Source organism: Streptomyces erythrochromogenes (genome assembly GCF_036170895.1).
GTDB lineage: Bacteria > Actinomycetota > Actinomycetes > Streptomycetales > Streptomycetaceae > Streptomyces > Streptomyces erythrochromogenes.
Map to the genome: position 1 here is coordinate 7,713,670 of NZ_CP108036.1, position 18,825 is coordinate 7,732,494.

At 72.7% G+C, this 18,825-nt stretch carries 21 protein-coding genes and 1 pseudogene; 10 read left to right on the forward strand and 12 right to left on the reverse strand.

Going from position 1 to position 18,825, the window contains the following annotated elements:
- The first annotated feature begins 44 nt into the window (after positions 1-44).
- The 4 genes and pseudogenes from OHA91_RS35330 (at position 45) to OHA91_RS35345 (ending at position 3,155) form a co-directional block, all read left to right on the forward strand.
- On the forward strand, positions 45-893 hold the full coding sequence (locus OHA91_RS35330) for a class I SAM-dependent methyltransferase (RefSeq protein ID WP_245240279.1): 849 nt from the start codon (positions 45-47) through the stop codon (positions 891-893).
- 62 nt (positions 894-955) lie between these two features.
- A complete protein-coding gene (locus OHA91_RS35335) occupies positions 956-1,327 on the forward strand; it encodes a VOC family protein (protein ID WP_328740713.1) in 372 nt (123 codons plus the stop codon).
- Between the two features lie 46 nt (positions 1,328-1,373).
- A pseudogene (locus OHA91_RS35340) lies at positions 1,374-1,589 on the forward strand (SDR family oxidoreductase); the annotation flags it as partial.
- 192 nt (positions 1,590-1,781) lie between these two features.
- Positions 1,782-3,155, forward strand: a complete 1,374-nt coding sequence (locus tag OHA91_RS35345; RefSeq protein ID WP_328740714.1) for a serine hydrolase domain-containing protein — start codon at positions 1,782-1,784, stop codon at positions 3,153-3,155.
- A gap of 13 nt (positions 3,156-3,168) precedes the next feature.
- Here OHA91_RS35345 and OHA91_RS35350 read toward each other — a convergent pair whose 3' ends face one another.
- The 4 genes from OHA91_RS35350 to OHA91_RS35365 all read right to left on the reverse strand — a co-directional run bounded on the left by OHA91_RS35350 (position 3,169) and on the right by OHA91_RS35365 (position 6,337).
- Positions 3,169-4,308 (reverse strand): PP2C family protein-serine/threonine phosphatase, encoded by a 1,140-nt coding sequence (locus OHA91_RS35350; protein ID WP_328740715.1) that lies wholly within the window; start codon positions 4,306-4,308, stop codon positions 3,169-3,171.
- Positions 4,309-4,334: 26 nt separating this feature from the next.
- Positions 4,335-4,715, reverse strand: coding sequence for a VOC family protein (locus OHA91_RS35355; protein WP_328740716.1), 381 nt, complete (start codon positions 4,713-4,715; stop codon positions 4,335-4,337).
- Between the two features lie 111 nt (positions 4,716-4,826).
- Positions 4,827-5,480: a DUF4389 domain-containing protein gene (locus OHA91_RS35360; RefSeq protein ID WP_328740717.1), complete on the reverse strand. Its 654-nt coding sequence runs from the start codon at positions 5,478-5,480 to the stop codon at positions 4,827-4,829.
- A gap of 5 nt (positions 5,481-5,485) precedes the next feature.
- Complete coding sequence (locus OHA91_RS35365) at positions 5,486-6,337, reverse strand: DUF2470 domain-containing protein (RefSeq protein ID WP_328740718.1); 852 nt, start codon at positions 6,335-6,337, stop codon at positions 5,486-5,488.
- A gap of 271 nt (positions 6,338-6,608) precedes the next feature.
- Here OHA91_RS35365 and OHA91_RS35370 point away from each other — a divergent pair, with 271 nt between their 5' ends.
- Positions 6,609-7,466, forward strand: coding sequence for a 2OG-Fe(II) oxygenase (locus OHA91_RS35370; RefSeq protein WP_158714904.1), 858 nt, complete (start codon positions 6,609-6,611; stop codon positions 7,464-7,466).
- 180 nt (positions 7,467-7,646) lie between these two features.
- Positions 7,647-10,079 carry a SpoIIE family protein phosphatase gene (locus OHA91_RS35375; protein WP_408059212.1) on the forward strand — a complete coding sequence of 811 codons (2,433 nt, stop codon included), beginning with the start codon at positions 7,647-7,649 and terminating at the stop codon, positions 10,077-10,079.
- Between the two features lie 118 nt (positions 10,080-10,197).
- Here the strand turns inward: OHA91_RS35375 and OHA91_RS35380 are convergent, their stop codons facing one another.
- Together OHA91_RS35380 and OHA91_RS35385 are read right to left on the reverse strand one after the other, a co-directional pair.
- Positions 10,198-10,905 carry a permease prefix domain 1-containing protein gene (locus OHA91_RS35380; RefSeq protein WP_266505353.1) on the reverse strand — a complete coding sequence of 236 codons (708 nt, stop codon included), beginning with the start codon at positions 10,903-10,905 and terminating at the stop codon, positions 10,198-10,200.
- Positions 10,902-11,240 carry a helix-turn-helix transcriptional regulator gene (locus OHA91_RS35385; RefSeq protein ID WP_031157596.1) on the reverse strand — a complete coding sequence of 113 codons (339 nt, stop codon included), beginning with the start codon at positions 11,238-11,240 and terminating at the stop codon, positions 10,902-10,904. The genes OHA91_RS35380 and OHA91_RS35385 overlap by 4 nt, the downstream gene beginning before the upstream one ends.
- Positions 11,241-11,358: 118 nt before the next feature.
- Here OHA91_RS35385 and OHA91_RS35390 point away from each other — a divergent pair, with 118 nt between their 5' ends.
- Positions 11,359-11,796, forward strand: coding sequence for a hypothetical protein (locus OHA91_RS35390; protein ID WP_031157597.1), 438 nt, complete (start codon positions 11,359-11,361; stop codon positions 11,794-11,796).
- Positions 11,793-12,044 carry a hypothetical protein gene (locus OHA91_RS35395; protein ID WP_381621540.1) on the forward strand — a complete coding sequence of 84 codons (252 nt, stop codon included), beginning with the start codon at positions 11,793-11,795 and terminating at the stop codon, positions 12,042-12,044. Before OHA91_RS35390 ends, OHA91_RS35395 begins: the two co-directional genes overlap by 4 nt.
- Positions 12,045-12,130: 86 nt before the next feature.
- Here OHA91_RS35395 and OHA91_RS35400 read toward each other — a convergent pair whose 3' ends face one another.
- The 3 genes from OHA91_RS35400 to OHA91_RS35410 all read right to left on the reverse strand — a co-directional run bounded on the left by OHA91_RS35400 (position 12,131) and on the right by OHA91_RS35410 (position 14,218).
- Positions 12,131-12,646, reverse strand: a complete 516-nt coding sequence (locus OHA91_RS35400; protein ID WP_266505349.1) for a GNAT family N-acetyltransferase — start codon at positions 12,644-12,646, stop codon at positions 12,131-12,133.
- Between the two features lie 496 nt (positions 12,647-13,142).
- Complete coding sequence (locus OHA91_RS35405; protein ID WP_328740719.1) at positions 13,143-13,754, reverse strand: hypothetical protein; 612 nt, start codon at positions 13,752-13,754, stop codon at positions 13,143-13,145.
- A 32-nt stretch (positions 13,755-13,786) separates the two neighbouring features.
- Positions 13,787-14,218: a VOC family protein gene (locus OHA91_RS35410; protein ID WP_031157601.1), complete on the reverse strand. Its 432-nt coding sequence runs from the start codon at positions 14,216-14,218 to the stop codon at positions 13,787-13,789.
- A 159-nt stretch (positions 14,219-14,377) separates the two neighbouring features.
- Between OHA91_RS35410 and OHA91_RS35415 the strand changes: the two genes are divergently transcribed.
- Complete coding sequence (locus OHA91_RS35415; protein WP_266505344.1) at positions 14,378-14,701, forward strand: lysine transporter LysE; 324 nt, start codon at positions 14,378-14,380, stop codon at positions 14,699-14,701.
- 331 nt (positions 14,702-15,032) lie between these two features.
- On the opposite strand, the gene OHA91_RS35420 is transcribed toward OHA91_RS35415, so the two are convergent.
- On the reverse strand, positions 15,033-15,932 hold the full coding sequence (locus tag OHA91_RS35420; RefSeq protein WP_031157603.1) for an NAD-dependent protein deacetylase: 900 nt from the start codon (positions 15,930-15,932) through the stop codon (positions 15,033-15,035).
- Positions 15,933-16,117: 185 nt separating this feature from the next.
- Here OHA91_RS35420 and OHA91_RS35425 point away from each other — a divergent pair, with 185 nt between their 5' ends.
- Positions 16,118-17,728: a phospholipase D-like domain-containing protein gene (locus OHA91_RS35425; protein ID WP_328740720.1), complete on the forward strand. Its 1,611-nt coding sequence runs from the start codon at positions 16,118-16,120 to the stop codon at positions 17,726-17,728.
- A 73-nt stretch (positions 17,729-17,801) separates the two neighbouring features.
- Here the strand turns inward: OHA91_RS35425 and OHA91_RS35430 are convergent, their stop codons facing one another.
- Entirely contained in the window at positions 17,802-18,161 is a 360-nt protein-coding gene (locus tag OHA91_RS35430; protein WP_031157605.1) for an ArsR/SmtB family transcription factor, read from the reverse strand.
- Positions 18,162-18,361: 200 nt separating this feature from the next.
- Positions 18,362-18,736 (reverse strand): hypothetical protein, encoded by a 375-nt coding sequence (locus OHA91_RS35435; protein WP_030848047.1) that lies wholly within the window; start codon positions 18,734-18,736, stop codon positions 18,362-18,364.
- Positions 18,737-18,825 lie beyond the last annotated feature (89 nt).

Here is an 18,825-nt window from a genome sequence, read left to right on the forward strand (position 1 = left end):
TAAATGACGCGCGCTCAGGCGGGCTGTGTGCCATCCTCGGCCCCGTGATCGACACCCTGGCGAACGCCGATGACGGGACCGCGCTGAACCGGGCCCTGTGGGACACCCTCGCCCGCGTCCACGGCTCGACGGCCACCGACCGGTTCTACGACGTCGAGTCCTTCGTCGCGGGACGCGAGACGCTCCACCCGCTCGAACGCGAGCTGGTCGGGGACGTCTCCGGCAAGGACCTGCTCCACCTCCAGTGCCACTTCGGCATGAACACCCTGAGCTGGGCCCGGCTGGGAGCCCGCGTCACCGGCGTCGACTTCTCGCCGACGGCCGTCGAACGGGCCCGCCGGCTGGCCGAACGGACCGGCCTGCCCGCCACCTTCGTCGAAGCCGACACCCAGCGGCTGCCCGACAGCCTGGCCGGCCGCTTCGATCTCGTCGTCGCCACCTACGGGATCCTGTGCTGGATCGGCGACCTCGACGCCTGGATGCGCGGCGCGGCCATGGCGCTCAGGCCGGGCGGGAGCCTTTTCCTCGTGGACCTGCACCCGGCCTTCCAGACGGTCGCGACGCTCGAACCGCTCGTCGTCGACTGGCCCTACGGCGGCGGCGAGCCCCACCGCGACACCGTCACCGGGACCTACGCCGAACCGGGCCTCAGCCTCCCCGCGCAGGACGTGGTCGAATATCCGCACTCCATCGGGGAGATCGTCACCGCGGCCGCGACCGCCGGCCTGATCGTGCAGCACCTCGGCGAGCACGTCGCCGCGGAGTTCGACCCGCGCGGCATCCTGCCCCAGGGCCGGGACGGCCTGTACCGGCTGCCGTTCGGGGACTCACACCTCCCCGTCCTGTACTCGCTGCGCGCCCGCGCACCGCATCCGCACACCTGCTCAGCTTGATCCTCAACCTTGTTCTGGGCCCCTGCCGTTCGGCCCGCTCGGCCAGTGGCAGAGTGAGCTGCATGATCGGACGCCTGTACACCGTTGTCATCGACTGCCCGGATCCGGATGAACTCGCCGGTTTCTACGAGAAGCTGCTCTCGCTCTCACGGCAGGCGGACACCGGCGACTACGTCGTGCTCCAGGACGCGGCGGGGACCCCGGTGGTGCTCTTCCAGCGAGTGGACGATTTTCGCGCGCCGCGTTGGACGGATTCCGAGCGTCCTCAGCAAATGCACCTCGACGTGATGGTCACGAACCTCGATACAGCCGAGGCCCAGGTGCTCGCCCTCGGTGCGACGCTGCTGGACGGTTCGGACAAGCCGATCGGTTACCGCGTCCACGAGGACCCCGTCGGCCATCCCTTCTGCCTGATCACCCCCGAGGGAGCCTGACCCTGCCGGTGGGGTCCGACGTGGAAATCACTCGAACCGGTCGCTGACTCCTGACCGACCTACACAGATCGCGGCCCAGGCCGCCGCCCACGGCATCGACGCCGACCGGGTCGTCGCGGAGGTGATGCTCGGCCGCTCCGCCGTGAAACGGCTGATCGAACCGGAGGAGGTGGCCGCCGCCGTCCTGTGGCTCTGCGGCCCCCACACCGGCTTCCTCAGCGGCGCCTCGATCCCCCTGGACGGCGGCTGGACCGCGGCCTGAGCGGTGCGCGCAGCCCGCGCCGGCAGGCGTGCGAAGCCGTGGCGTGACAAATGTAATGGCCTGTCAAGGTGCTTCTCCTTCCGGAGGTTGATGCCTGATTCGTCCTGGCGGAGGAAGTTCCGCCACCGGCCGTCGCGAAGAATCGAGGTGTACCGATCACCGGCCCCACCGGGCCCGCGTCGAGGAGCCGCCATGAGCCACCCCCGTCCCGCCGACCGCCCCGCACGGCGACTGCGCCGCGCCGCCTCGGCGACCGCCGTCGCCGTGGCCCTGCTGGCGGGTCTCGCACCCGCCGCCAGTGCCGCGGCCGCCGGTGAGCCGGACGCCGCCCAGGCAGCGTCCGCCGGCCGCCGCCTGGACCGGGCCGAGCTCCAGGCCAGGCTCGACGCGGTCCGGGACGCGGGCGTGTACGGCATCTTCTCCGCGGCCCGCGACGGCCGCGAGCGCTTCGACGGGGCCGCCGGCGTCGCGGACCTGTCCACCGGGCGCCCGGTCCGCGCGGACCTCCGCCACCGCGTCGGCAGCGTCACCAAGACGTTCACCGCAGTGGCCGTGCTCCAGCAGAACGCGAAGGGCCGAATAGACCTGGACCGGCCGGTCGGCGACTACGTGCCCGAACTCCTGCCCGGCGAGCGCGGCCGCAAGGTGACCGTGCGCATGCTCCTCAACCACACCAGCGGCATCGAGGACTACATAGCGGACGCCTTCCCCTCCCTCCAGCAGGGCACCACCGCGAGCCTGGACGAGCACCGCTTCCGGACGATCCGCCCCACCGAGCTGATCCGCTACGGCGTGGCCCGGCCGCAGCGGTTCGAACCCGGCACCGAGTGGAGCTACTCCAACACCAACTACGTGCTGTTGGGCGAGATCCTCCGCAAGGTGACCGGCCAGGACCCCGAGCGGCTCATCGCCAAGGACGTCATCCGGCGGGCCGGCCTGCGGGACACCTACTTCCCCGGCACCGACCCCCACATCCGCGGCGCCCACGCCCGCATGTACGAGAGCTTCTTCGGGCTCATCGACCCGCCGCGCGACTACAGCGTCTACAACATGACCTGGGGCGGTACCGCGGGAGCCCTCGTTTCCACGCCGCAGGACCTGAACACCTTCTACCGGGCCCTGCTCACCGGTGACCTCCTGCCGCGCCGCCAGCTGGACCAGATGCGCACCACCGTCGACATCAAGGACGAGACGGGAAAGGTGACCCTGCGCTACGGCCTCGGCATCTACTCCATGGACACGCCGTGCGGCCCGGCCTGGGGCCACGACGGGGGCGTCTGGGGCGCCGGCACCCAGGCCCTGTCCAGCCCGGACGGCACCCGGCAGTTCGCCCTCGGGTACAACCTGATGAAGTACCAGCGCATCAACGAGGCCGGCACCGGACTCGACCCGCACCCGGCCGACGCCGCCATGACCGACTACCGCGACCAGGCGCTGTGCGGCAGGACCGCGCCGAAGCCGCCGCAGGAGCCGAAGGTCCCGAAGAACGCTTCCGTCGAGGCCCCGGCACCCCTGTCCCCGGCCCTCCCGGCGCTCCCCGCGCCGTCGGCGGGTCCGGCGCGCTGAGCCGGCGTACCCCTCACCCGGCCGCTCCCTCCGGGGGCGGCCGGAGGCGGAGGCGGGCGGCGAGCACGGCGACGTCGTCCTCGGCGTGCCGCGCGTCGAGGCCGGCGCAGACCGCGTCCACGACCTCCGGTACCCCGCAGCCGGCGGTCATGCGCAGGGCGGCGAGCCGGGCCAGGGACGTGGCGATGTCCTCGCCGCGGCGCTCCACCAGCCCGTCCGTGTAGAGCAGGATCGTCTGGTCCGCGGTGAAGGGCAGGACGACGGTCTCGTACCCCCCGACCCCGGTGCCCAGCGGCGGGCCGACGGGCACGTCGAGGAGTCCTCCCGTGCCGTCCGCGGTGAAGACCGCCGGCGGCAGGTGCCCCGCGCTCGCGTACGCCGCCGTACCGCGGGCGGGATCGACCCGGACGATGAGGCAGGTCGCGGGGCGGCGGTCGTCCTCCGCGGCCGACAACGCGTCCAGCTGGCGCAGCACGCGGTGCGGGGCGAGATCGGTGGAGGCCACCTCTCGCAGGACGTGGCGGTAGGCGTTCATGTCCACGGCGGCCTCCAGGCCATGGCCCATGACGTCCCCGACCACCAGCAGGGTGCGGCCGAAGTGGAGCCGTACGGTCTCGAACCAGTCGCCGCCGACGAGGGCGCGGGAGCCCAGCGGCAGGTAGCGGCTGGCGACCTCCAGGTTCGGATGCGGCCGGCCGGGCTCCGCGACCAGGGCCCGCTGGAGGTCGAGCGCGATCTTCTCGGTGGCCGCGAGCCGGCGTGCGTGCCCGACGTGCGCGCACGCCAGGCGCGCCGCGAAGTGCAGGGTCGCCGTCTCGTCCGCGTTGAAGGCGGAGTCCGCGCGGGCCGCGAGCAGCTGCCCGTAGACCTCGCCCCGGCCGGCCAGCGGTACCGGGACCACGTGCGCGGACGCGGCCGCGCCGCCCGGGGCATCCAGCAGGCCGGCGGTGTCGCCCGCGGCGGCCACCCGACCGGCCGGGCCGCTCCGGCCGCCGCCGGTCAGCTCCACTGCCGCGGCGTCGCACGGGCCGCGGAACAGGAACCCCGTCAGCTCCCGCCAGATCGTTTTCTCGTCGGAGGAAGTCCCGATCCGCTCGGCGGCTTCCTCCATCGCGCGCAGCCGCGCCTGCGGGCCGTCCCGGTGCGACGCCATGGCCCGGTGCCCCGAACCGGAACCGGCTAGGCCCTTTCCACCTCCAGCACGGAGAGGACGTTCCCGGCCGGGTCCTTGAACCAGGCGATCGGCGGGCCGCCTTCATTGCGGGAGATGCCCTTCGCGTCCTGCCCGAAGCCGTCGTAGCGCTCGAAGGCCACACCGAGCGCACCGAGTTCGTCGACGGCCCGGTCGATGTCGGGTACGGGGAAGTTCAACACGGTGAAGCTCGCCGGGGTGTGGTTCTCCTTCGGGTACACCAGTACCTCGGCGCCGCCGCCGAGGTGGAGGGAGAGCATCCCGTTGTCCTCGGAGACCCGCAGGCCGAGGGTCGAGCCGTAGAAGTCCTTCGCGGTGTCGATGCTGTCGACCGAAAAACCGCTGAATGCCTTGCTGTCTCCCAGCATGGTCTCTCCCTCCGCCTGTACCGGTTCCGGCCGAATGCGGCCCTCCACGCCCCATCGTCCCTCCGAACGCGGGCAGCCGCATGGCCGGCGGGCGGCCCCGGGAGCGCCGGTTCAGACCGTGATGTCCACGGGCTCGGCGCCGCCCATGTCGAGACGGAACGGCGGGTACGCGTCCGTCATCAGGGAGGCGTAGGCGGTGACCCGGAGCACCCACCGGTTGAGGCCGATGATCAGGTCGAACAGGTCGCGCGGGTACTTCTCGCTGAAGGCCAGCGTGACGACCGCGATCAGGGCGAGGAGCCCGATCAGGCCGCCGGCCGACCAGCAGCCGTGCACGGCGCCGGTGAAGATGCCGATCACGAGGTACTGCGGGATGGCGAGCAGCCACCACTTCACCAGCACCAGGCCGCGGGAGAGCCGTTCGGGGTAGAGGATGTCCAGCCGGGCCGGGTAGTCGGGCTCGGGGCCGAGGCTGAAGGGCGGATACCGGTCGGTGCCGAGGGCGCCGTACGCGTAGTAGGAGACCCGCCAGGACCAGCGGAGCACTCCGAGGTTGAAGTCGAACAGCGCTCGCGGGTAGCGCTCGGTGAAGAGGATCGCGAAGAACGCGATCACGCTGACCACCAGGAAAGCGAGCCACAGGAAGGCCAGCACGATGTAGTGGGGGATCGCGAGGATCCACTTGACCAGCCACAGCCAGCGCGAGAGCGGCGCGTCCAGCCTGGCCGACACCGTGACCGGCGGATAGGGGGTCTGCATCGTCATGCCGCTCACCTCATCGCGTCGCCCGGTCCTCCTCCATCTTCCGTCCCGGCCGCACGCACCGCACCGCGCGGGGGCGCCGCCCATCGGTGCCACCCGGTGGCGCTGCGGGCCGTCGCGGAGCCGCCGGCCCAGCGGGCGGGCAGGTGGCGGCGCCTCGGGCAGGCCTGGGCCGCGGCGAGCAGGAGCTGGATCTGCTCGCCGACCTGGGACGCCTCGCGCACGGGCGCGGGGAAGGGCAGGCGGAGGTCGCGCTGGTTGCGAGCGTACTCGCAGCGCAGGGTGATGCCGTAGCGGTCGACGGCGAGGGGCAGGACGCGGACGGCGCCGTGCAGGAGCCAGGGGTCGGCCAGCCGGGTCAGGCGGGTCACCGCGTCCTGGTGGGCGTCGGTCAGGTGCGTCAGCAGCGAATCCTCGTCGACGGCCAGCGGATCCGGCCGGGCGAGGACGAGTTCGTCGAGGCCGACCTTCACCGTCACCTCCTGCGTCGCCAGGGTGACGCGCGCCGCGTCGAGGCGCAGGTCGACGTCGTCCGTCGCGGCGTCCTGCCCGGACCGGGTCAGCCAGCCGGACAGCGTCACGCGGGCCCGTACCCGGTCGCGTACGGCGACGGGTGCGATGTCGGTGAACTCCACCAGCGCGGCCAGGGCTCCGCGCGGCGCGCACGCCACGTGCGCCGCCGGCAGGCTGTCGGCCGGCAGCCGCAGCCGCACCTGACCTCTCGCGTTGACGGAGTGCAGGCCGACCAAGTCGTAGCGCAGCCCGTTCGTGGTGACGGTCAGCGACACCGCGCGGGCGAGAACGGAACGGGTCTGCTCGGCGAGGGTCGCCTCGGCCGCAGGGAGGGCGGCAGCACTCATCGGAACCTCCGGTTAGGTAAGGCTTGCCTAATCTAACGGATGGGTGGGTGCTGTGACCAGCCTCGAAAGTCGGCCAATGCCTCGGGCAAGGGCGGAGTCGGCGGCCGGGGCGCGTGCGCCGGCGTACGCCCCGAGCCGCACGGCGCGACGTCGCGCCGCAGGGGTGTTCCCGCCCTCGCCAGTAAGCGCATGGGGTCGGGCCGATGTTCTCCGGTGCGCCCCCCATGTGCCCCTTCGGGGCCTCCCGCCACCGCGCGTACGGTTCCGGGCCATGAGTGGATACGCGATGGAATCGGCCACCCCGGCGGAAATCGGCACCCAGGCCCTGCCCCCCTCCGATCAGTGGTCCACGGCCCCCGTGGTCCCGGCGCCGGTGTGTCGCTTCGAGAACTTCCTCGGCGCGGAACGTGCCGCCACCCTCCTGTCGTACGCGATCTCCCGGGAAGCCGACTTCTGCGCGGGGACGGTCCTCGACCCCCTCTCCGGCGAGGTCTCCCACAAGGGCCGCAGCTCCCTCGTCCTCCCCGTGACCAGCTCCGTGTTCAGCGCGCACCTGGCGGACTGCCTGCCGCTGGTCCAGGAGGTCCTCGGCCACCCGGCGGCGCTCACACAGAGCCTGACGGTCCTGACGTCGCACGGCGAAGGCGGCCACTACGGCATCCACACCGACGCCTCACGGGTCCGCGACGTCGGCACGGCCCTCTCCGCCGTGTACTACCTCCACCGCAGGCCGCGCGGCTTCGGCGGCGGCCAGCTCCGGCTGTACGACACCCTGCTCGCCGACGGCGGAGCCCGGCCCGCGGAGTCCTACCGCACCATCGAGCCCGAGCACGACACCATCGTGTTCTTCCCGGCCGGCGCCTTCCACGAGGTCGTCCCGTCCACCTGCCCCAGCGGGCACTTCGCCGACCACCGCTTCACCCTCACGACGTGGATCAGCGGCACCGGGGCCGCGGCGACGGTGTCCGACGACCCGTTCCGGATCTGGCCGTGGCTGGCCCATGCGGCCGAACGCACCCGCCCGCTCACGGACGTCGAGCACGACCACGACGGCGCCAGCCCCATCGCCCTTCCGGCCGCAGACCCGGCCACCCGTCTCACCCTTCCCGCGCCCCGCCGGACGCCGTAGCGGCGGAGCTCCGCACGCGGCGCCGCTCCGGCACCGATCCGCAGGGGCACGCCCCGCCCGTGGCGCCGTACCGCCGACCGGCCGAGACCTTCCGACTCGCCCGAAAGGTCCCGGGCACGACAGCATGGAGGGAGAGCGGGCGCTCGGCGGCACGGCCCTCGGCAGGAGGCGGTACGGACAGTGACCAGACATCGCTTCGCGTTCTGCGGGGCCCAGCTCGCCGCCGTCTACGTCGCCGCCGACCAGGACCGGGAACTCCACCTGGCAGAGCTGACCGGAAACCGCGGGATCCTCTACGGCCTCCCCGCCATCCTCGCCGTCGCCGGCCATTCGCCCGCCGCCAACGCCTTCCGCTCCGGCCGGCCCCTGTGGCTGACGCCCAAGGAGCTCGCCACCTTCATCGAGGAGGACCCCCACCACTTCCCCACCCGGGTCGGGGACGGCGCCCCGACCTCGCCGGCCCGGATCTCACTGGGCGCCCTGCCCCTGGGACACGGCGACCAGGAGCTGGGCTGCCTGGTCGTCGCCGGCGAGGTCGGGGAGGGCTTCAGCGCCGACGACCGCAGCCTGCTGGAGCTGTACGCCGACCAGGTGGCCGCCGGGCTCGAATCGGTCGCCGCCCGCTTCGTCGGGCGCAGGGCCCCGCAGGCGCACCTCGTCCAGTCCCTGGTGCCCGACCAGGGCGGCGCCTTCATCCTGGACCTGGGAACCGGCCGCATGGAGGCCCACGCCCACGTGCTGGAACTGCTGGGCCTGTCTCCCGAACAGTTCGACGGGCAGGTGGAGACCCTGCTCGCCTGCGCCGTCCCCGACGACATGCCCGCGCTGATGGCGGTCGTGGAGCCGGACCGGCTGGCCGCCGCCGGACAGCAGCTGGCGTTCCGTATCCGCCGCCCGGGCGGCGAGTTGCGCTGGCTGGGCCTGCGCTGCCGGGTGGAGGTGGACTCCGACGGCGCACCGCAGCGCGTCCTGGGCGTGGTGGCCGACGCCTCCTACCTGCGGCCCAGCGCCGACGAGGTGTCCCTCGTACAGCGGCTGTCGGCCACCCTCGCGGGAGCGGCGACCATCCGGGAAGTCAGCCGGCTGGCGGTCGAAGCCCTGTGCGAACCGCTCGGCGCCTCCCGCGTCGCGGTCGGCGAACTGGAGCCCGACCGCCTCATCGTCACCGCCCTCGACCCCCCGGAACTCGACGCCTGGCCCGAGGTCTGGCGCGCCGAATGGCGCTCCGAATGGCCCGACGTACCACTCGGTGACCTGCCCACCCTGCAGAGCGCGCTGCGCGCCGGCCACATGAGCCTGTGGCCGCCGGGCGCGGCACTCGAGCCCGGCCTCCTGGGCGTCGGCCCCGGCGGCCTCGCGGTGCTGCCGCTGCCCGCCGAGGGGCGGATGATCGGGGTGTGCCTCGTGGGCTGGGACGAGGAGCACCGGTTCGCACCGGAGGAGCGGTCGCTGCTGACCGCGACGGCGGGGCTGGTCGGGCAGGCCCTGGTACGCGCCCACGCACTGGACGCGCGCCACGAACTCGCCACCATGCTCCAGCGCAGCCTGCTGCCCCGCAAGCTCCCCGAGCTGCCGGGCGGGGTCGCCGTCGCCCGCTACCTGCCCGCGACCGCGGGCCTGGAGGTCGGCGGAGACTGGTACGACGTCATCCCGCTCGGCGACGGTCACGTGGCGTTCGTCATCGGGGACGTCCAGGGGCACAGCGCCGGAGCCGCCACCATCATGGGCCAGATGCGCACGGCGGTCAGGGCGTACGCGGTCGAGGGCCACCCGCCCGACGTCGTCGTCGCGCGCGCCAACCGTCTGCTCGTCGGCATGGAGACCGACCTCTTCGCCACGTGCACGTACGTGGACCTCGACATGGAGGAGGGCATCGCCAGGGTCGTACGGGCCGGCCACCTGCCGCCGGTCGTGCGCCACCCCGACGGCGTCACGGAGGAGATGGCGGTCGAGGGCGGGCCGCCCCTGGGCGTGCTCGCGGAAGCCGAATTCCCCATGACCGAGGCGGGGCTGCTCCCCGGAACCCTGCTCGTCCTGCTGACCGACGGCCTGGTCGAGTCCGCCCGACTGCCCCTGGAGGAGGGCATGCGGCGGGTGTGTGACGCGCTCATCGAGGCCGACCCGCTCGACGCCGGAGGGGTGGCCGACGACCTGGTCGGGAGCGTGGGCCGCCGCGACGACGACGTGGCGTTGCTGCTGCTGCGCTACGACGGCACGGCGGGCCGGCCCAAGCGGAGCCACTGGACGGTGTGGCGCCTGCCCAAGGCCGTCCTGCACGCGCGCCGATTCACCGCGCGCACGCTGCGGTCCTGGGGCGTGGTGGAGGAACTCGACACGGCACTGCTGATCGTGTCCGAACTGGTCACCAACGCGATCGCGCACACGCAGGGCGAGGTGGGGATGGACCTGACCCTGTCGACGGACCGGCTGCGGATCGCCGTGAACGACGCCTCGCCGCGCAGCCCCGTCAAACCGGTGTCGGTGAGCTGGGAGTCGACCGGCGGCCGCGGCCTGCTCATCGTCGAGGCGACGGCGACGGCCTGGGGCTCGGTACCGCTCAGCGGCGGCAAGCAGGTCTGGGCCGAGATCCCCTGGAACGCGCGCACCGGCTGACCCCGGCACGGCCGGGGTTCAACCCCCGGCGGCCCCGGCCGCCATGAGCACCACCTCCGTACCGACGGCAGCCGTTCCCCGTGTCGCGAGGTCCGGCGCGCCGGAGGCGGATGACAGGTCAGGCCGCCACAGCCGGCCGGGCGCACTGGCGGCAGGCGCGCGCGGAGGCGGCGATCTTCGCGTGGAAGACGATGGCGACCGCGCCCGCGAGGGCGCAGAGCGGCCAGCTCGACGTGAGGAGCGACGCGATGGTGAGCGTGAACGCGCTCAGCGCCAGGGCGACCGCGGCGGTGGTGCCCGTCCAGGCGACCATGACCGGCAGCCGGTCGGGGGTGGAGAGCCGGCGGGCGAGTCGGCCGGTGGCGGCCAGGAACGCCGCTGCCGCCAGTGCGGTGGCCGCGGCGGTGCCGCCCAGGTGGGCGAGCAGTACCTGGGCCGCGTACGGCAGTCGGTGCGCGGTGGGCCCGGCTGCGGCGAGCAGGTACCAGCAGGGGAGCAGGAGCGGCGCGAGCAGCAGGATCCTGCGGGAGGTGTGCCGGGCCTGGACGATGGTGAGTTCGCGCTGGAAGCCCGGCGCCAGTTCGGCCACGCCGCCGAACTGGCGCACCGCCTCCCGCGCCGCCTCGTGGTCGGGCTGGCACCCGGGGGCCAGCTCCGCCGCGGCGTCGAGCAGTCCCTCGCGCAGCTCGGACAGCATCCGCGCCTTCTCGCGCTCCGCGCCGTGCAGGACGGCCGCCAGCTCGGCCACGTGGGCCTCGATGGGGTCGGCAGCGTCCGCGCCGGCTCCGGCGGCGCCCGCCCCGCCGGAGCTGCCCTCCGCGCTCACGTCGCCGTCCGCGGCTGCACCGGTTCGAGCACCGAGCCGATCGCGGCGGTGAACTCCCGCCACACCTTCCGCTCCGAGTCCAGGCTGCGCCTGCCGGCGTCGGTCAGCTCGTAACAGCGCCGTCGGCGCTCGCCCACGGACTCCCAGGTGCTGGAGAGCAGGCCGAGCCGCTCCAGCCGGTTCAGCGCGGGGTAGATGGTGCCCTTGCGGAGCTCCAGCACGCCGTTGCTGCGCTCCTGGACGGCGGTGATCACCGCGTAGCCGTGCAGGGGGCCCGATTCGAGCACGGACAGCAGCAGCCCGTCCAGGTGCCCGCGTACCTCACTCGCCTTCATGGTGAGGCAGCCTACCCAAACCGTGGAATCGTCGTATAGGTTGCCTGGCAATCCATTGTCAGTCGATCCATAGAACCGTCGACATCCACCGTCCGCCGTTGAGCTCCGGAGTGCCCTGGTGACCAAACTGCTGCTGTCCGTCCACGTTCTGGCGGCGATCCTGGCGATCGGCCCGATCGCGGTCGCGGCCTCGATGTTCCCGCGCTACACCCGCACTCCGTCCCAGGACGGCGAAGCACTGCAGACGGCGAAGGTGCTGCACCGGATCTGCCGCGGCTACACGCTCGTCGGCATCGCCGTACCCGTCTTCGGCGTCGCCACCGGAGCCCGGCTCGGCGTCCTGACGGACGCCTGGCTGCTGATCTCGATCGTGCTCACCGCAGCGGCTGCGGCCCTGCTCGCCCTGGGGATCCTGCCCGGGCAGCAGCGGCTGCTCGGCAGTCCGGAGAAGTCGGGCGCAGCCCGGCTGGCCATGGTCACCGGCGTGTTCAACCTCCTCTGGGCGGTCGTCGTCGTCCTGATGATCGTCCGCCCCGGCTCCACCACGGGAGCGTGACCGGCGTGCGCGTCCTGCGGATCGCGGCCCAGGTGGAAGCCGCCTCCCTGGCCCTCCTCCTGGCCAACCTCCTCACCGTGCACACCGAGGCGGTCGCCTCCCTGGGCGGCCCCGTGCACGGCACGGCCTATCTGATCGTCATCCTGGCCGTCCGGCGGGCCTGCGCCGACCCGGCGGCGAGGTGGCAGGCCTGGATCCCCGGCATCGGCGGCCTGCTGGCCCTGCGTCAGATGCGGCGCCTCGGGTGAACCACCGGTTCACCAGACCCGGGAGGACGGCCCGGTGGCACGCATGCGGCACACCGCCGGCTCCGGGTCCCCGCTGGAACCGCAGATCAGAGTTCGATCCAGTACCGCCGTGCGGGACCGTGTCCGGTGTCCCGGATGCCTTCGAGGACGCCACCGCCCCGCTCCACCGTTGCCACCGAAGCAAGGTTGTCGACCTCGCAGACGAGCAGTACCCGGTCCAGGCCGAGTGCCCGCGCCTCGTCGAGCATCCGGCCCAGCGCCCAGGTGGCCAGCCCGCGTCCACGTGAAGACGGCCGGATGCCGTAGCCGATGTGGCCGAACTCCAGCACATGGCCGGTGAGCCCATGCCGAAGTGCGATCCCGCCCTCCACCCGATCGCCTTCGACGATCCATCGGTACGTGCAACCGTGGTCGGTACCAGCCGCTTTCGCGCCCGACGCGCCGGCCAGTAGCGCCACCCAGGCCGCGAACCCCTCCGGTGACTCGACCTCGTCGGACGGCCCCAGCCCGAACCCGTCCTCGTGGAGGCCCGTGCCCCACTCGTGATGCGCTACGAGCCAGGAGGAGTGCAAGGCGGTGGTGGGGGCGATCAGTTGGAGCACGGAGCGACGATACCGGTGCGGACCGGCATCGATCCACGGCGCCCGGTTCGTGCGGCCTGAGGAATCCGGGAAAGCCAGGCCGGACGGCCGGCGCCGAGGGCCTCCCGGCCGAGGCGGTCTCACCGCTCTCGCGCGTCCCGTATCGTCGCACCGGCACCCGCGGTCCCGGCCCGCAGGGTCTCGGCGACGACGATGACGAACTGGTCCCCGGGGCAAGCGTCTTCGTCCTCACCCGCTGCGGACCCGCCGGGACCGCCGAGGCCATCGGGCCCGTCGAGACCGCGACCTTCGGCGGCCCGCAGGGCCGCCGCTTCTTCACCGCGGACGGCCTGCTGTTCTCCTCGTCGGAGGACGGGCTGGAGATCTGGGACCCCGCCACGGGCGCCCGCCTCGGCACCCTCCGCGGCTTCCGGCCCACCCACCACGACCCCGTCCGCGGCGAGTTGGTCGAACTCTCCGCCATCGGCCCGCGCCACTGGAGGACCCCGACGGGACCTCAGGCCGTGGCGCCGTCCTGAGCCCCGGCCGCGGCGAAGACCGCCGCGCGCAGCCCCTCGAAGCCGGTGCGCACCGGGTCCAGGGCGAGCAGGGCGGAGAGCCCGATGGTCCGCCGGCCGCCCTTGCGCTCGTCGAGTACCCGGGTCGGGAGCACGTGGAAGGCCCACTGGGAGAGGTCGAGGGGATCCAGGGTGGGCTTGTCCAGGTGGTCCAGCAGGCAGAAGACGTACACGTCGGCGCGCCGCAGCCGCTCGGGGTCCGGGGCGCCGGTCACCGGGTCCCAGCCCTCCGCCGGGGCGATCGAGAAGGAGATCGCCGACGGCCGGGACTGTGCCCAGTCCTGCAGGTACGCGGCGGACTTGACCTCGACCCCGGGGCCGTCCGGCAGTCGCAGGTCGACCGTGTCCCAGCCCACCCGCATTTCCCCGGCGGCACCGAGCGCGAGCGCGACGATGTACTCGGCCAGCGCTCCGCGCAGGGTGCTGCCCGCCAGGCCCGAGTACGCCCAGCCCCAGAAGCCGAGCACGGTCCCATGGGCGGTGCCGTGCAGGTGCAGCGGTTCGTCTCCGGTGCGGCGCACGGGGGGCACGGCCCCCAACAGGTCGTTCATGGGCGGCCATTGTGCCGGATCTGCCCGAGCCGTCAGCCGGGCGCGGGGCGGTCGACGGCGACGAGTTCGACCTCGAAGCCGTCGGTGTTCTCCAGGTACGCGGCGTAGGTGCGGTCGCCGCCGGCGTGCGGGTGCCGGTCGGGGAACATCAGGCTCCAGCCGTGCTGCCGGCCTTCCGCGACCAGGCGTTCCACCGTCTCGTGGTCCTCCACGTGGAACGCCAGGTGGTTCAGCCCGGGCCGGCGCCGGTCGTGGCGGTCGGCCGTGAGGGCCGGGGACTGCTCGAACACCAGATAGGTCGCCCCGAGCCGCCAGCTCCGCCCGTCGCTCCAGCTCTGGAACGGCGTGTAGCCCATGGCCTCCAGCAGCCAGCCGAAGGAGGCAACGGCCCGGCCGAGGTCGGGCACCCAGATCTCGACGTGGTGCAGCATCCCGGTGGCCTTGGACGACGGGATGTCGGACATCGCCCCCCGCCCCCTTCCTCGTACGGCGCTGACGCGCTGACGGCGCTGCCCATGATGGCGCATACCGCCGGACGGGGCCTCGCAACCCTTCTGGCACCCCGCGGGTCTTTCCCACTGCGGCACACATGAGGATGGGGGAGTTCCGTGGGAGTGCGCAGCGTGGCGAAGAGTGTCGGCGAATTCCTGGTGGAGTCGGTCGGTGAAGCGGTGGCCGAGGTGGTGCTGAGCCTGCTCGCCTGCGCGCTGCTCGGCCTGTTGGCCCTGATCGTCTATGTGAGCTGGTCCTTCAGCCCCCGCGTGACCGTCGCGGGCGCGGGGCTGCTGAGCCTCGCCCTGGCCCACGGCGCCTGGCGTACCTTCCGCGCCCCGGCGAAGGGCCGCCGCCGGCGCGGACTCGCGGCCGTGACCACGGTCGTCTTCACCGCCACCGCAGCGACCGCCGCCTTCCTGGCGCTCTACGCCCCCGGCTGCGGCTGCCTCTGAACCGGCGCCGCCCGGGTCAGGTGGTGCAGCGTGGTGTACGTGAGGTAGCCGGACCGGGGGTCGGTGTCCGGGACCAGGCCGCAGAAACGGGCGGACGAGGTGCTCCCGAATGCCCGCGCAGGGTGCCGGGGCCGGCCCCGGCGAACCCGCGTACAGCCGGGCCGGCGCTCCGGGGTGGGGCTCAGCTCGTCGAAGGCGATCAGCGTGTGGCCCTCGTCCGCATCCACAGCGATATGAGCCTGGTCAGGTGCTGCGTCACGCCCCGGCTTGACGACGAGGAGGGCGAGGCGGTCCGGGTCGAGCAAGGCTGGCTCCCGAGTGCGGCAGGCGCTCAGCTGGTGTGGCCGCCGTCGAGCGGGATGGACAGGTGGTCGGCCAGGGTGGTGAGGGCCGCGCCCAGGGGGAGTGCGACCCGGGTCACGGCGTGCCGGTCGCCGCGTGTGGGGTCCCGGTTGACGATCAGGACGGGTTTGCCGGCCTGAGCCGCCTGCCGGACGAACCGGAGGCCCGACATCACCGTCAGTGAGGAGCCCAGGACGAGCAGCGAGGTCGCGCCGTCGACCAGCTCGCGGCAGCGTTCGACCCGTCGTGGGGGAACCGTTTCGCCGAAGAACACCACATCCGGTTTCAGGACGCCCCCGCACTGCGTGCACGGCACCACGGAGAAGTCCCCGACCTGTTCGTCGGTGAGGTCGGCGTCGCCGTCCGGGTTCAGCCGGGCGGCCACCGGCTCGAAGCCCGCGTTGGCCTCCTCCAGCCGTCGCGCGAGGTCACGGCGCGAGCCGGCGGCGCCGCAGGACAGGCAAACGACCCGGTCCAGGCTGCCGTGGAGTTCCACCACGTCCTCGCTGCCGGCCGCCTGGTGCAGGCCGTCGACGTTCTGGGTGATCACCCCGGAGAGCAGCCCGTGCCGCCCGAAGGCCGTGACGGCCCGGTGGCCGGCGTTCGGCCTGGCGCGGCCGAAGGTCCGCCAGCCGAGGTGGCTGCGCGCCCAGTAGCGGCGCCGGGCCCGGGCGCTCGCGGTGAACTCCTGGTAGGTCATCGGGGTGTGCCGGCGCAGGCTCCCGCCCTCACCCCGGTAGTCGGGGATGCCCGACTCCGTGGAGATGCCCGCCCCGCTGAGCACCAGCACACCGCCGGCCCGCAGGGCGTCGGCGACCGGCCCCGGATCCGTGGTCCCGGGCGGCAGGTCCTCGGTGGGCGTCCAGCTCAGAGTGGGGCGCGTGCGCATGCGACCAGCGTACGGAACGGGCGCGACGGACCGGCCCGCCCGGTGCTCCGGCCGGGGTGGCCGGAACTCGTCCGAGCAAGGTGAACAGCGGGCTACTTCCTGGTAACTTGCGCGAGTTGATCAAGGTCGGAGGCGTGGCCGACCCGCGCTCCCGGCCCGAGCCACCCCCCAGTCAAGGAACCACATTGGCACGCACCGTCCGTACGACGGCCGTCGTCTCCACTTCGGCCCTCGCGCTCGGCATCTCCCTCCTCGGCACCACCGCCGCTCCCGCCCGCGCCGCGGAGGCCCCCACACCCCACCTGGACTCGGTCGAGCAGACCCTGCGCCAGGTCTCCCCGGGCCTGGAGGGCTCGGTCTGGGAACGCACCTCCGGCAACCGGCTCGGCTCCTCCACGCCCGGCGGCGCCGACTGGCTGCTCCAGACGCCGGGCTGCTGGGGCGACGCGGCATGCACCGACCGGCCCGGATCGCGCCGTCTCCTGGACAAGATGCGCCAGGACATCGCCGCCGCCAGGGAGACGGTCGACATATCGACGCTCGCCCCCTTCCCCAACGGCGGCTACCAGGAGGCCATCGTCGCGGGCCTGAAGGAGTCCGCCCAGAAGGGCAACCGGCTCAAGGTGCGCATCATGGTGGGCGCCGCGCCCATCTACCACTCCACCGTGATCCCCTCGTCCTACCGGGACGAGCTGCTCGCGAAGCTCGGCCCGGCCGCCGCGGCCAACATCACCCTCAACGTGGCCTCGATGACCACGTCGAAGACCTCCTTCTCCTGGAACCACTCCAAGCTGGTCGTGGTGGACGGCGGTTCGGTGATCACCGGCGGCATCAACAGCTGGAAGGACGACTACCTCGAGACCACCCACCCGGTCGCCGACGTCGACCTCGCGCTGTCGGGGCCCGCCGCCGGCTCCGCCGGCCGCTACCTGGACTCCCTGTGGGACTGGACCTGCCGCAACAAGAGCAGCTGGAGCTCGGTCTGGTTCGCCGCCTCGCCCGGCGCGGACTGCATGCCCTCCCTGCCCCGGCCCGCCGACCCGGCGGGCGGCGGGAACGTGCCCGCGCTCGCCGTCGGCGGTCTCGGCGTCGGCATCCGCCAGAACGACCCCACCTCGCCCTTCCGCCCCGTCCTGCCCACGGCCGGCGACACCAAGTGCGGGATCGGGGTGCCCGACAAGACCAACGCCGACCGGGACTACGACACCGTCAACCCGGAGGAGAGTGCCCTGCGCGCCCTCGTCTCCAGCGCGAACTCGCACATCGAGATCTCCCAGCAGGACGTGCACGCAACCTGCCCGCCGCTGCCCCGCTACGACGTGCGCCTCTACGACGCCCTCGCCGCGAAGCTCGTCTCCGGCGTGAAGGTCCGCATCGTCGTGAGCGACCCGGCGAACCGCGGCACCATCGGCAGCGGCGGCTACTCGCAGATCAAGTCCCTCAACGAGGTGAGCGACGCCCTGCGCGGCCGGGTGGCGGCCCTGACCGGTGACGGCGGCCGGGCGAGGACGGCCATGTGCGAGAACCTCCAGCTCGCCACGTTCCGGGCGTCCGACCGGCCGACCTGGGCGGACGGCAAGCCGTACGCCCAGCACCACAAGCTGGTCTCGGTGGACGGATCGGCCTTCTACATCGGCTCCAAGAACCTCTACCCGTCCTGGCTGCAGGACTTCGGCTACATCGTCGAGAGCCCGGCCGCGGCCGGACAGCTGGGGAGCGACCTGCTGGACCCGCAGTGGCGCTACTCGCAGGCCACCGCGACGTACGACTACGCTCGCGGCCTCTGCCAGGGCTGACGCGGCGCGCCACCCCCGCGCCGCCGCCGGGGCGCCTTTCGAGGTGCCTCGGCGGCGTGCGCTGCCGCCCGGGCTACAGCGGGGGAGGGCCCGTGTGCACCGAGGTGTCGGCATGCCGGAGTTCGGCGAGCAGCTCGCTCTGTCCGACCAGCAGCTCGGTGAGGATGCGTCGTGCGGCCCTCAGGAGTTCCGCCACATCGCCGCCGGCGAGGGCGTAACTGACCGTCGAGCCGTCGCGTATGGAGACCACGATGCCGGATCGGCGCAGTACCGCGAGTTGTTGCGAGAGGTTGGACGGTTCGATCTCGATTTCGTTCAGCAGCTCGCGCACGGGTACGGGGCCGTTCTGAAGGAGTTCGAGTACGCGGATCCGGACGGGGTGTCCGAGCATCCGGAAGAACTCCGCCTTGGCCTGGTACAGCGGGACCTGCATGTGGCAACGCTCCTACCCGGGTTCTGACCTATGGACGGGGGACGGCGTTCGGTTCCGCCGGGCCCGCCCCCGGTGACCATGACCAGCCATTCTCCTGTACCCCGGCTCCGCCCCACCCTCCGGTGACAGCATTCGGATGTGCCGAGTTGAAGATTTCTTCAACTCGTGGGCAAAAAAAGAGTCGGGGTACAGGAAGGCGGCTAGAGCTCCAGATCCGCTTCGATGCGCTTGAGCTGGTGCCGGGCCATGGCCAGGTTCGACTTGGCCTTGTCCAGGACGATGTAGAGGAACAGGCCGTTCCCCCCGCGTCCCTTGAGCAGCCGGATGAGGTGGTACTGGCTGCCGAGGGTGATCAGTACGTCCTCGATGTCCTCCTTGATGCCCAGCATCTCCATGGTGCGGGCCTTCGCCCGGATCACATCGGTGTTGCCCGCGGCGGCGACCGTCAGGTCGAGGTCCTTGCCGCCCCCCAGCGTGCCGAGGGCCATGCCGCTCGTGTAGTCGACCAATGCCGCCCCCACGCTCCCCTCGATCGAGGTCATCGCCTCTTTCAGGGACGTCTCCACGTTCACCATCGTTGCAGCCTCCTCGTTTTCACGGCCCTGGCCGGCTTCACGTCTCCGGCTGGGTTGCACGGGGGACGCTACGCGTTGGAGGCCAGGTA